Below are 12,007 nucleotides of genomic sequence, written 5' to 3'. Positions count from 1 at the left end.
TCGTAGAAGAGGCAGCAGCCATGAAGCCCGACATCCACCCGGCCTACAACGTCACCACCGTGACCTGCGGCTGCGGCAACACCTTCACCACCCGCAGCACCAGCCCGACCGGTCAGCTGACCGTCGAGACGTGCTCCGCCTGCCACCCCTTCTACACCGGCAAGCAGCGCATCCTCGACACCGGTGGCCGCGTCGCCCGCTTCGAGAAGCGGTTCGGCAAGCGCGCTGCCGGCGCCGGCGCCGAGAAGTAGCACCTCCGACGGCGCCCGTCCCACCTCGTGTGGGACGGGCGCCGTCGTCATGTCCGCCCCACGCGAGCTTTCGGTACAGAAAGCTCCCGCACACCCGCAGCTTTCGGTACCGAAAGCTGGGTCGAGAGGTCCCCGATGAGCAGCACCGACACCGCCGCGCCCGACCGGCTGGCCGTGCTGCTGGCCGAGCACGCCGCGCTGGAGGCCGAGCTGGCCGACCCGGCGGTGCACGCCGACCAGTCCCGCGCCCGCCGGCTGGGCCGCCGCTACGCCCAGCTCGCCCCGCTCGTGGAGACCGCCCGCGCGCTGGAGGAGGCACGCGGCGACCTGGCCACCGCCCGGGAGCTGGCCGCCGAGGACTCCTCCTTCCGGGAGGAGGCCGCGGGCCTGGAGCAGCGCATCCCGCAGCTGGAGGACCGCCTCCGCGAGCTGCTGCTGCCCAAGGACCCCGACGACGACAAGGACGTCATCCTCGAGATCAAGGCGGGGGAGGGTGGCGCGGAGTCCGCGCTGTTCGCCGGCGACCTGCTGCGCATGTACCTGCGCTACGCCGAGCGCCGCGGCTGGGCCACCGAGGTGCTCGACGCCGTCGACGCCGAGCTGGGCGGCTACAAGGACGTCGCCGTCGCCATCAAGTCGCGCACCGACGAGGGCATCTGGTCCCGGCTGAAGTTCGAGGGCGGTGTGCACCGCGTCCAGCGCGTGCCGGCGACCGAGAGCCAGGGCCGCATCCACACCTCCGCGGCGGGCGTCCTGGTGCTGCCCGAGGCCGAGGAGGTCGACGTGACGGTCGACCCCAACGACCTGCGCATCGACGTCTTCCGGTCGTCCGGGCCCGGCGGGCAGAGCGTGAACACCACCGACTCCGCCGTCCGCATCACGCACGTGCCGACCGGCATCGTGGTCAGCTCGCAGAACGAGAAGAGCCAGCTGCAGAACAAGGAGTCGGCGCTGCGCGTGCTGCGCTCCCGGCTGCTGGCCGCCGCCCGCGAGGAGGCCGCCGCGACGGCGAGCGACCAGCGGCGCAGCCAGGTCCGCACCGTCGACCGCAGCGAGCGGGTGCGCACCTACAACTTCCCGGAGAACCGGATCTCCGACCACCGGGTCGGCTACAAGTCGCACAACCTCGACCAGGTGCTGGACGGCGACCTCGACGCGGTGATCGACGCGCTCAGCCAGGCGCACACCGCCGAGCTGCTGGCGGCCGGCTCCTGAACCCGCGCACGCTGCTCGCCGACGCCGCCCGGACCCTGGCCGAGGCCGGCGTCGAGTCGCCGCGCGTGGACGCCGAGCTGCTCCTGGCCCACGTCCTCGGCACCTCGCGCACCGCCCTGCTGACGCTCGCCGACGTGGACGACGACGCCGCCGCCCGCTTCGCCGCGCTGCTCGGCCAGCGGGCCGACCGGGTGCCGCTGCAGCACCTCACCGGGCGGGCCGCGTTCCGCCACCTGGAGCTCGCGGTCGGGCCGGGGGTCTTCGTGCCGCGGCCGGAGACCGAGCTGCTCGTGGACTGGGCGCTGCAGCGCCTCGACGGGCTCTCCGGGCCGATCGTCGTGGACCTGGGCAGCGGCTCCGGCGCCATCGCGCTGTCGATCGCCCACGAGCACCCGGGGGCCCGCGTCACCGCCGTCGAGCGCGACCCGGGCGCGATCGCCTGGACGCGCCACAACGCGCTGGCCAGGGTCGGTGCCGGCGACACCCCGGTCGGCGTCGTCGCCGGCGACATGACCGACCCGGCGCTGCTGTCCGAGCTGGAGGGGCGGGTCGACGTCGTCGTCTCCAACCCGCCGTACGTGCCCGACGGCGCGACCGTGCCCCGCGAGGTCGCCGACCACGACCCGCCGCTGGCGTTGTGGGGCGGCCCCGACGGGCTCGACGTCGTCCGCGGGCTGCTCGGGACGGCGGCCCGGCTGCTGCGCCCCGGTGGCTGGCTGGGCATCGAGCACGCCGACCAGCAGGGGACGGCGCTGCCCGCGGTGGTCCGGTCGCACGGCAGCTTCACCGACGTCGAGGACCACCCGGACCTGGCCGGCCGCCCGCGGTTCACCACCGCCCGGCGCGGCTGACCGCACGGGTAGCGAGGAGGAGGAGTGGGGCCGCAGACCGGTCTGCTCGGGAACCGCTACGAGCTCACGTCCCTGATCGCCGGCGGCGGCATGGGCCAGGTGTGGCGGGGCCGGGACACGCTCCTGGACCGGCCGGTCGCGGTCAAGGTGCTGCGCGACCAGTTCGCCGGCGACCCGGAGTTCCTGGCCCGCTTCCGGGCCGAGGCGCAGCACGCGGCCCTTCTGACGCATCCGCACATCGCCGCGGTGTTCGACTACGGCGAGGTGCGCCCGCACGCCGGCGCACCACCGGTCGCCTACCTCGTGATGGAGCTGGTCGAGGGGGAGTCCCTCGCCGACGTGCTCCGCCGGGAGGGGCGGCTCGACGTCGCCCGCACGCTGGACGTGCTGCGCCAGGCGGCCGACGGGCTCGCCGCCGCGCACGCCGCCGGGGTGGTGCACCGCGACATCAAGCCGGCCAACCTCCTCGTCGGCCGCGGTGGCGCGGTGAAGCTCACCGACTTCGGCATCGCCCGCTCCACCTCGAGCGCCGCCGTCACGCGCACGGGTCAGGTCGTCGGCACCGCGCACTACCTGTCCCCGGAGCAGGCCGGCGGGCAGCCGGCCGGACCGGCCAGCGACGTGTACGCCCTCGGCGCCGTGGGCTACGAGTGCCTGGCCGGACGGCGGGCGTTCGAGGGCGAGAGCGCCGTGCAGATCGCGGTCATGCACCTCCGCGACGTCCCGCCGCCCCTGCCGGCCGACGTCCCGCCCGCCGTGCGGGCGCTGGTGGAGCGGGCCATGGCCAAGGACCCGGCGATCCGCTTCCCGGACGGCGCGGCGCTGCGCGACGCCGTCGAGCGGCTGGTCGCCGGGACCTCCACCACCCGGCTCGGACCGCCCCCCACCGCGGTGCTGCCGGCTCTGCCGCCGGCCGCTCCGGGTGCCGCGGCAGCGTCGCCCCGACGGCGCCGGCCGGTGCTCGCCGCCCTGGCCGCGCTGATCGCCGTCGTCGCCGTCGTCGGCGCGGTCACCGCGATGACGGGGGAGGACCCGGGCACCGGGACCACCGATCCGGCCCCGACGACCAGCAGCGCGCCCGAGGGGGTCGACGTCGTCGCGGAGGCATACCTGGGCCGGCCCGTCCGCGACGTCCAGGCCGAGCTGATCGGCGCGGGCCTGACCGTCGAGCTGGTCGCGGTCGAGACCGGCGCGGTGCCGGCCGGGCAGGTGACCGCCGTGGCGCCGGTGGGGACCCTGGCGCCCGGCAGCCCGGTCCGGCTCGAGTACGCCGTTCCCCCGGTGCCGGCCCCGGCTCCCGCGCCCGCACCGGCCGATGACGGCGGGGGAAACGGCAACGGCAACGGCAAGGACGACGACGGGGGGCGCGGGAACGGCAACGGGCGGGACCGGGGCGACGAGGACGGCGACGACTGACACCGGCCGGTGGTCCCTGCCGGCGCCGGTGCGAGACTCCTGACCCGTGGCCGACATCTACGACTGCTCCGACCCCGCCGCCCGCGCCGCCGGCCTGGACGCCGCGGCCGCCGCGATCAGCCGGGGCGAGCTGGTGCTGCTGCCCACCGACACCGTCTACGGCGTGGCCGCCGACGCCTTCAGCCCCGACGCGGTGACCGGGCTGCTCGCCGCGAAGAACCGTGGCCGGGGGATGCCGGTCCCGGTGCTCGTCGGCGAGGCGTCCACCCTCGGTGGCCTGGTGCTGCGCACCCCTCCCGCGGCCACCGCGCTGGCCCAGGCGTTCTGGCCGGGTGGGCTCACGCTCGTCGTGGAGCACGCGCCGTCCCTGGCGTGGGACCTCGGTGACGCGGAGGGGACCGTCGCCGTGCGGCTGCCCGACGACGAGCTGACCCGCGACCTGCTGCGCCGGACCGGGCCGCTGGCCGTGTCCAGCGCGAACCGCTCGGGCCGGCCGGCCGCCACGACCGCGCAGGAGGCGGCCGAGCAGCTCGGCGAGCACGCGACCGTGGTGCTCGACGGGGGGCCGCGGGCCGACTCGGCGGCGAGCACGATCGTGGACTGCACCGCCCCCACCCCGCGGGTGCTGCGGGTCGGCGCCGTCCCGGTCGACCGCCTCCGCGAGGTCGTCCCCGAGATCACCGACTGACCGGGCACCGCCCCGGGGTCGTCAGCAGGGTTCTCCCAGGGGTGGGCGATACCGTGGGGACGCCGCGCGCGACCGCACGGCGTCCCCACGTCACTGGAGAGCGGCTGAGATGAGCACGCTGCGCGCCGGCGCTCTCCCCGAGCCGACCCCCGGCGGCTGAGCCGGATGCGCGAGTACGCCGTCGTCCTGCTCACCGCCGCGCTGGTCACCTTCCTCACCACCCCGGTGGTGCGGATGCTCGCCATCCGCTTCCGGATGATGGCCGCACCCCGCGAGCGGGACGTGCACGTCATCCCGACCCCGCGCGGTGGTGGCGTCGCGATGTACCTCGGGGTGGTGACGGCGGTGCTCGTGGCCAGCCGGCTGCCGGCCCTGCAGCGCACCTTCGACGACTCGCAGACCTACGCGGTGCTCGTCGCCGGCGGCCTGATCTGCGCCCTCGGCGTGCTCGACGACAAGTGGGGCCTCGACGCCCTGACGAAGCTCACGGGGCAGATCGCCGCGGCCGGCGTCATGGTGCTCCTGGGCGTGCAGCTGGCCTTCCTGTTCCTGCCGGTGGCCGACATCGGCACGATCTCCCTGGGCCCCGACGTCGGCGTGCCGCTGACCATCCTGCTGACCGTCCTCGTGGTCAACGCGCTCAACTTCATCGACGGCCTGGACGGGCTGGCCGCCGGCGTCTCGGCCATCGCTGCCCTGGCGTTCTTCGCCTACAGCTACCACCTGGGCGTCGTCGGGTACGACGACGTCGCCAGCGCCCCCGCCCTGATCACCGCGGTCCTCGCGGGCGCCTGCCTGGGCTTCCTGCCGCACAACTTCAGCCCGGCGCGCATCTTCATGGGCGACTCGGGCTCGATGCTGGTCGGGCTGATGCTCAGCGCCGCCGCGGTCACCGCGACCGGCGGGGTGGACCCGCAGTCCTTCGACTCCGCGGCCACGCTGCTGCCCCTCACGCTGCCGCTGCTGGTGCCGATCGCGGTGCTCTTCATCCCGTTCATCGACCTGGTGATGGCGGTCATCCGGCGGACGAGGCGCGGGCGGTCGCCGTTCGCCCCCGACAAGATGCACCTGCACCACCGGCTGCTGTCGATCGGCCACTCGCACCGGCGCGCGGTGCTGGTCATGTACTTCTGGGCGGCCCTGCTGTCGATGGGCTCCGTGGCGCTGTCGATCACCGGTGGCCGGGCCGAGCTGCTGGTGGTCATCGCCGTGCTGCTGGTGATCGGCGTCGTCGTCGTCCTGAGCCCGCGCGCCCGCCGCGCGGCCCGCGAGGCGCGCGCCGCCGAGCTGGAGGCCCAGCGGGAGCGCAGCCGGGCCGACCACCCGACCGCGCGCGCCGTCCGGCCGCCCGCGGGGACGCCGACCCGCACCACCCGTGCGGCCCGTGCCGGGCGGGTGCTGCGGTGACCGCCCCCGCGCCGCGCAGCACGGCGCCCTGGGACCTGGGGTTCCTGCGCGTCGGCAGCCTGGTCACCGCCGCGGCCACGGCCGTCGCGGCGCCGGTGGCCGGCATCGTGGGCGGCTGGGGGAGCGCGGTGGCGGTGCTCGTGGGCGCGGCCGTGGTCGCCGGGTTCTTCGTCCTGTCGGGCGTGGTCATCGCCTGGGCGGGCGGCATCGACGACGCGCTCGCGCTGCCCGCCGCGCTCGGGACCTTCCTGGTCAAGCTGCTGGTGCTCTTCGCCCTGCTCGGCTCGCTGCCCGAGGACGGGTGGCTGGACCGGCTGGTGCTCGCCTGGACCGTCATCGCCGGGGCGCTGCTGTGGAGCGGGGTCCAGATGCGCTGGGTGTGGACGCGGCAGGTGTTCTACGTGCCCCCGCCCGCGGCACCGGCCGAGGCCCCGTCCAGCGGCCGTGACGCTTCCCCGCCGGACCCGGAAAGCCCGGCGTCGCGCGGCTGAGATAGTGTCCGGAGTGATGGCCGAGAACAGCCCTGCTCGCAGGGACGCTCGACCGCGTGCCGCAGACGCCGACCGTCAGCCCTCCGGGGCGGACATCGGCTGGGGCATCACCGGGACCATGCTCTCGGGGATGCTCGTGTGGGGCGGGGTCGGGTGGCTGCTCGACCGCTGGCTGGAGACCCGCTTCTTCATCCTGGTCGGCATCATCCTGGGCCTGGGAGTGGCCATCTACCTGGTGGTCGTCAAGTACGGCGCCGTCGATCCGCCCCCCGCGGGGAACCGGCCCACCAGCACGACCCGGGGCGGGCAGCGGAGCCGGCCACCGGAGTACCGGAAGACGCAGAAGGGACGACGGTGACCTCCAGCGCCTCAGCGCTCGGCAGCGTGCTCGCTGCCAACGGCGAGGGTTTCGAAGCTCCGACCGTCGAGGAGTTCTATCCGGAGCCGATCGCCGAGTTCGACCTCTTCGGGATCGCCTTCGAGATCACCCGCATCACGCTGATCATGTGGGTCGCGACCGCGGCCATGATCGCCCTGATGGTGGCGGCCGTCCGCAAGCCGTCGATCATCCCGGGCAAGATGCAGTTCATCGGCGAGAGCGGCTACTCGCTCATCCGCGACGGGATGGCCCGCGACGTCATCGGCCCCAAGGGCCTGCCGTTCGCGCCGTTCCTGGCCTCGCTGTTCTTCTTCATCCTCGCGAACAACGCGATGTCGATCGTGCCGCTGGCGCAGATCTCGCCGATGTCGAAGTTCGCGTTCCCGCTCGTGCTCGCGGTGATCGTCTGGATCGTCTACAACTGGGTCGGCATCCGCGAGCAGGGGGCGGGCCGCTACTTCAAGGACGCCGCCGTGCCCCCGGGCGTGCCCGTCGGGGCGCTCATCCTGGTGACGCCGATCGAGTTGCTCCAGGTCTTCATCATCCGGCCGTTCACCCTCGCCGTGCGGCTCTTCGCGAACATGTTCGCCGGCCACATGCTGCTGGCGGTGTTCGCCCTCGGCACGGTCTACCTGCTCAACGTGGGCAACTTCTCCATCATCTTCGCCCCGTTCTCGTTCCTCATGGCGCTGGCCATGACGTTCTTCGAGCTCCTGGTGATCGTGCTGCAGGCCTACGTCTTCACCGTCCTGACGGCGACCTACCTCAACGGCGCCGTCGAACCCGCCCACTGACCGCTCCACCCCCGCCAGCCACCCGGGACGACCCGGGTGACCGACACAGGAGGAAGACCCCCCAATGATCGAGGTACTCGCAGAGCTCGAGGGCAACATCGGCGCCGTCGGCTACGGCCTCGCGGCCATCGGCCCCGGTATCGGTGTCGGCATCGTGTGGGCCGCCTACATCCAGGCGACGGCCCGCCAGCCCGAGTCTGCCGGCCTGACCCGCACCTACGCCTTCCTCGGTGCCGCCCTCTCCGAGGCGCTGGCGCTCATCGGTCTGGTCGCGCCCTTCATCTACGGCTGAGCCAGCCGGTCCTGTCCAGCTGACTCAGGGAGCTCAGAGCATGAACATCCTCGCTGCGGAGTCGCACAATCCGCTGATCCCGCCGGTGGGCGAGATCGTCGTCGGCACGATCACGTTCGCGATCCTCGCCTTCGTGATGATCAAGTTCGTGGTGCCCCGCTTCGAGCAGGTCTTCCAGGAGCGCCGTGCGGCGATCGAGGGCGGCATCGAGCGGGCCGAGGCGATGCAGGCCGAGGCCAAGGCAGCGCTCGAGCAGTACCGCGCGCAGCTGGCCGACGCCCGCAACGAGGCCGCCCAGATCCGGGACGCCGCCCGGGCCGAGGGGCAGCAGATCCTCGAGGAGCTGCGCGCCCAGGCCCAGGAGGAGTCGGCTCGCATCGTCGCCCGCGGCGAGGAGCAGCTGGCCGCCCAGCGCCAGCAGGTGGTCAACCAGCTGCGCGGTCAGATCGGGACGCTCGCCGTGGAGCTGGCCGGCCGCGTGGTGGGCGAGTCCCTCGCCGACGACGCGCGCCGCAGCGGCACGGTGGACCGCTTCCTGGACGAGCTGGACGGCATGACCGCGACCGGTGACGGTCGCGGCGGGGCCGTCCCCGTCGGCGAGAGCAACCGCTGATGGAGGCCTCCAGCCGCGAGGCGCTCGTCGAGGTGCGCGAGCGCCTGGCCGAGATCACCCAGCCGGCCGGGGGTGTCCTGGCGAAGGCCCGGGACGCCGTCACCCGGACGCCGCGGGCCGCCACCGGTCCGGAGCTCCTGCAGCTGGCCGACGAGCTCTTCGCGGTCGGCCGGCTGCTCGACGGCACGCCGACGCTGCGCCGGGCCCTCTCGGACCCGGCCGGCAAGCCGGACGAGCGCGCCGCGCTGGTCCGCCGGCTGCTGTCCGCGAAGGTCTCGGCCGCCACCCTGGACCTGCTGGAGACCATCGCGCGGCAGCGCTGGTCGCGCCCGCTGGACCTGGTGGAGGCCACCACGGCCCTGGCCGTCGAGGCGTCCCTGGACGCCGCGGAGGCCCGCGCCGAGCTGGAGAGCGTCGAGGACGAGCTGTTCCGCTTCGGGCGGATCGTCTCCGGCGACCAGGACCTGGCGCGCATCCTCGGTGACGCCTCGGCGCCGGTCGAGGGCAAGGCCGCGCTGCTGGACCGGCTGCTCGCCGGGCGGGTCAGCCCGGTCACCGAGCAGCTGCTCCGGAACGTCCTCACCAGCCGGCACGTCGGCAACGCGGGTGCGGTCGTCGAGGAGCTGTCGGAGGCGGCCAACCGCCGCCGCGGCCGGTCGACCGCGCACGTGACCACCGCCGTCCCGCTGACGGCGGCCCAGGAGCTGCGGCTGACCGAGTCGCTGGGCCGGCTGTACGGGCGGACCATCGGGTTGCAGGTGACCGTCGACCCGGACGTCGTCGGCGGCCTGGTCGTCCAGGTGGGCGACGAGGTCATCGACGGCAGCATCGCGCAGCGACTGGAAGCAGCCCGCCGGCGCCTCGCCGGCTGAGCCTCCTCCGGCCCCCAGGGCCGCACCAACCCAGACATCACCCCAGCAGGGAAGAGGACGACACGCCATGGCCGAGCTGACGATCTCCGCAGACGAGATCCGCAGTGCCATCCAGAACTACGTCACCGAGTTCCGCCCCGACGTCTCCCGCGAGGAGGTCGGCACCGTCACCGAGGCCGGCGACGGCATCGCGCGGGTCGAGGGGCTGCCCTCGGTCATGACCAACGAGCTGCTCGAGTTCGAGAGCGGCGTGCGCGGTCTGGCCCTGAACCTGGACGTCCGCGAGATCGGCGTCGTGATCCTGGGTGACTTCTCCGGCATCGAGGAGGGCCAGCAGGTCCGCCGCACCGGCGAGGTGCTCTCGGTCCCCGTCGGTGACGGCTACCTCGGTCGCGTCGTCGACCCGCTGGGCAACCCGATCGACGGTGCCGGCGACATCGCGACCACCGGCCGCCGCGCCCTCGAGCTGCAGGCGCCCACCGTGGTGCAGCGCCAGTCGGTGCACGAGCCGATGCAGACCGGGATCAAGGCCATCGACGCCATGACCCCGATCGGCCGCGGTCAGCGCCAGCTGATCATCGGCGACCGCCAGACCGGCAAGACCGCGATCGCGATCGACACGATCATCAACCAGAAGCAGGCCTGGGCGACCGGCGACCCGGCGCAGCAGGTCCGCTGCATCTACGTCGCCGTCGGCCAGAAGGGCTCGACGATCGCGGCGATCCGGTCCTCCCTCGAGGAGGCCGGCGCGATGGAGTACACGACGATCGTCGCCGCCCCCGCCTCCGAGGCGGCCGGCTTCAAGTACATCGCCCCCTACACCGGCTCGGCCATCGGCCAGCACTGGATGTACGAGGGCAAGCACGTCCTCATCGTGTTCGACGACCTGTCCAAGCAGGCCGAGGCCTACCGCGCGGTGTCGCTGCTGCTGCGCCGCCCGCCGGGCCGCGAGGCCTACCCGGGCGACGTCTTCTACCTCCACTCCCGCCTGCTGGAGCGCTGCGCCAAGCTCTCCGACGAGCTCGGCGCGGGCTCGATGACCGGCCTGCCGCTCATCGAGACCAAGGGCAACGACGTGTCGGCCTACATCCCGACCAACGTCATCTCGATCACCGACGGCCAGATCTTCCTCGAGACGGGTCTGTTCAACTCCGGTGTCCGCCCGGCCATCAACGTCGGCATCTCGGTGTCGCGCGTCGGTGGTTCCGCGCAGATCAAGGCGATGAAGTCGGTCGCCGGCCGGCTCCGCCTGGACCTGGCCCAGTACCGCGAGCTGGAGGCCTTCGCCTCGTTCAGCTCCGACCTGGACGCCTCCAGCCGGGCCACCCTGGACCGCGGTCAGCGCCTGGTCGAGCTGCTCAAGCAGGGGCAGTACTCGCCGTTCCCGGTGGAGCGCGAGGTCGTCTCCCTGTGGCTGGGCACGACGGGCAAGCTCGACGTGGTCCCGGTCAGCGACGTGCGCCGCTTCGAGACCGAGTTCCTCGACTACATCTCCCGCGGCGACAACGGCATCTTCGACACCATCCGCCAGTCGAAGAAGCTCGACGACGACACCGTCTCCAGCCTGGAGCGCGCGGTCGAGGCCTTCTACGGCCAGTTCACCACCGGTGAGGGCGAGACCCTCAAGGTGAACGAGCCCGAGGCCGAGGCCATGGACGCCTCGGAGCGTGGCCAGGAGCGCGTCCAGGTCAAGAAGAAGGCCTGACCCGTGGCCGCCTCTCTCCGCGCGCTGCGGCGCCGCATCCGCTCCACGCAGTCGACGAAGAAGATCTTCTCGGCGCAGGAGCTGATCGCCGGTGCCCGCATCGTGCGCGCCCAGGCCCGGGTGGAGGCGTCCAAGCCCTACGCCCGGGAGATCACCCGCGTGCTGTCGGCGCTCGCGTCGTCGGCCTCGCTGGACCACCCGCTGCTGACGGAGCGGCAGAACCCGAAGCGGGCGGCGGTCCTCGTGATCACCTCCGACCGCGGGTTCGCCGGCTCGTACAACGTCAACGTGCTCCGGCGCACCGAGGAGCTGCTCTCGCTGCTCCGCCAGGAGGGCAAGGAGCCGGTGCTCTACGTCGTCGGCCGCAAGGGGGAGACCTACTACTCCTTCCGCGACCGCGAGATGGCGCAGACGTTCACCGGCTTCTCGGAGCAGCCCCGGTACGAGGACGCGCAGGCGGTGGGCTCGGCGCTCATCGACGTCTTCACCGCCGGCATCGACGACGAGGACGGCGGCGCGGGTGCCGACGGCGTCCTCGGCGTGGACGAGCTGCACATCGTCTTCACCGAGTTCCGGTCGCTGCTGTCCCAGGTCCCCGTGGCCAAGCGGATGGCGCCGCTGGAGGTCGAGGAGGTCGAGGAGTTCGACTACGAGCGCGAGGACCGGGAGCACGGCGTCACCACCGGTGACTCCGGCGTCCCGACGTCCTACGAGTTCGAGCCGTCGGCCGAGGGGCTGCTGGACGCCCTGCTGCCGAAGTACGTCACCACCCGCATCTACGCGGCGATGCTCGAGGCGGCCGCCTCCGAGTCGGCGTCGCGGCGGCGGGCGATGAAGTCGGCCTCGGACAACGCCGAGGAGCTGGCGAAGAACCTGTCCCGGCAGGCGAACCAGGCCCGCCAGGCGGAGATCACGCAGGAGATCAGCGAGATCGTCGGTGGCGCCGACGCGCTGGTCTCGTCCAACGCGGGCGACTGACCCGCCCACCACCGTTCCTTTCGCAGCACGAGCCCGAGGGCAGGAGAGCAGTACA

At 73.4% G+C, this 12,007-nt stretch carries 14 protein-coding genes; all 14 read left to right on the top strand.

Annotation, left to right across the window (positions count from 1 at the left end):
• Nucleotides 1-20: 20 nt before the first annotated feature.
• Nucleotides 21-251 (top strand): 50S ribosomal protein L31, encoded by a 231-nt coding sequence (gene rpmE / locus DQ241_RS12850; RefSeq protein ID WP_113830596.1) that lies wholly within the window; start codon nucleotides 21-23, stop codon nucleotides 249-251.
• A gap of 135 nt (nucleotides 252-386) precedes the next feature.
• Nucleotides 387-1,466 carry a peptide chain release factor 1 gene (gene prfA / locus DQ241_RS12845; protein ID WP_113830595.1) on the top strand — a complete coding sequence of 360 codons (1,080 nt, stop codon included), beginning with the start codon at nucleotides 387-389 and terminating at the stop codon, nucleotides 1,464-1,466.
• Complete coding sequence (gene prmC / locus DQ241_RS12840) at nucleotides 1,463-2,317, top strand: peptide chain release factor N(5)-glutamine methyltransferase (protein ID WP_113830789.1); 855 nt, start codon at nucleotides 1,463-1,465, stop codon at nucleotides 2,315-2,317. The genes prfA and prmC overlap by 4 nt, the downstream gene beginning before the upstream one ends.
• Nucleotides 2,318-2,341: 24 nt before the next feature.
• Nucleotides 2,342-3,733: a Stk1 family PASTA domain-containing Ser/Thr kinase gene (locus DQ241_RS12835; protein ID WP_113830594.1), complete on the top strand. Its 1,392-nt coding sequence runs from the start codon at nucleotides 2,342-2,344 to the stop codon at nucleotides 3,731-3,733.
• A 46-nt stretch (nucleotides 3,734-3,779) separates the two neighbouring features.
• Nucleotides 3,780-4,421 carry an L-threonylcarbamoyladenylate synthase gene (locus DQ241_RS12830; protein ID WP_113830593.1) on the top strand — a complete coding sequence of 214 codons (642 nt, stop codon included), beginning with the start codon at nucleotides 3,780-3,782 and terminating at the stop codon, nucleotides 4,419-4,421.
• A 165-nt stretch (nucleotides 4,422-4,586) separates the two neighbouring features.
• On the top strand, nucleotides 4,587-5,828 hold the full coding sequence (locus tag DQ241_RS12825; RefSeq protein WP_233492407.1) for a glycosyltransferase family 4 protein: 1,242 nt from the start codon (nucleotides 4,587-4,589) through the stop codon (nucleotides 5,826-5,828).
• The gene (locus tag DQ241_RS12820) at nucleotides 5,825-6,319 is read left to right on the top strand and encodes a hypothetical protein (RefSeq protein WP_113830592.1); all 495 of its coding nucleotides are present in this window, start codon (nucleotides 5,825-5,827) and stop codon (nucleotides 6,317-6,319) included. The genes DQ241_RS12825 and DQ241_RS12820 overlap by 4 nt, the downstream gene beginning before the upstream one ends.
• Before the next feature lie 118 nt (nucleotides 6,320-6,437).
• Nucleotides 6,438-6,677: an AtpZ/AtpI family protein gene (locus tag DQ241_RS12815; RefSeq protein ID WP_233492406.1), complete on the top strand. Its 240-nt coding sequence runs from the start codon at nucleotides 6,438-6,440 to the stop codon at nucleotides 6,675-6,677.
• The gene (gene atpB, locus DQ241_RS12810; RefSeq protein WP_113830590.1) at nucleotides 6,674-7,492 is read left to right on the top strand and encodes a F0F1 ATP synthase subunit A; all 819 of its coding nucleotides are present in this window, start codon (nucleotides 6,674-6,676) and stop codon (nucleotides 7,490-7,492) included. Before DQ241_RS12815 ends, atpB begins: the two co-directional genes overlap by 4 nt.
• Before the next feature lie 64 nt (nucleotides 7,493-7,556).
• Nucleotides 7,557-7,784: an ATP synthase F0 subunit C gene (atpE, locus tag DQ241_RS12805; RefSeq protein ID WP_164704633.1), complete on the top strand. Its 228-nt coding sequence runs from the start codon at nucleotides 7,557-7,559 to the stop codon at nucleotides 7,782-7,784.
• Nucleotides 7,785-7,824: 40 nt separating this feature from the next.
• Nucleotides 7,825-8,397, top strand: a complete 573-nt coding sequence (locus DQ241_RS12800) for a F0F1 ATP synthase subunit B (protein WP_113830589.1) — start codon at nucleotides 7,825-7,827, stop codon at nucleotides 8,395-8,397.
• Nucleotides 8,397-9,269 carry a F0F1 ATP synthase subunit delta gene (locus tag DQ241_RS12795; RefSeq protein WP_113830588.1) on the top strand — a complete coding sequence of 291 codons (873 nt, stop codon included), beginning with the start codon at nucleotides 8,397-8,399 and terminating at the stop codon, nucleotides 9,267-9,269. Before DQ241_RS12800 ends, DQ241_RS12795 begins: the two co-directional genes overlap by 1 nt.
• A 67-nt stretch (nucleotides 9,270-9,336) precedes the next feature.
• Nucleotides 9,337-10,974 carry a F0F1 ATP synthase subunit alpha gene (gene atpA, locus DQ241_RS12790; RefSeq protein WP_113830587.1) on the top strand — a complete coding sequence of 546 codons (1,638 nt, stop codon included), beginning with the start codon at nucleotides 9,337-9,339 and terminating at the stop codon, nucleotides 10,972-10,974.
• A gap of 3 nt (nucleotides 10,975-10,977) precedes the next feature.
• Nucleotides 10,978-11,952, top strand: coding sequence for a F0F1 ATP synthase subunit gamma (locus DQ241_RS12785; RefSeq protein ID WP_113830586.1), 975 nt, complete (start codon nucleotides 10,978-10,980; stop codon nucleotides 11,950-11,952).
• Nucleotides 11,953-12,007: the final 55 nt, after the last annotated feature.

Origin of the sequence: Blastococcus sp. TF02A-30, assembly GCF_003319185.1 — a bacterium.
Taxonomy (GTDB): Bacteria; Actinomycetota; Actinomycetes; order Mycobacteriales; family Geodermatophilaceae; genus Blastococcus.
This window is presented reverse-complemented; position numbering and strand designations above follow the sequence as displayed.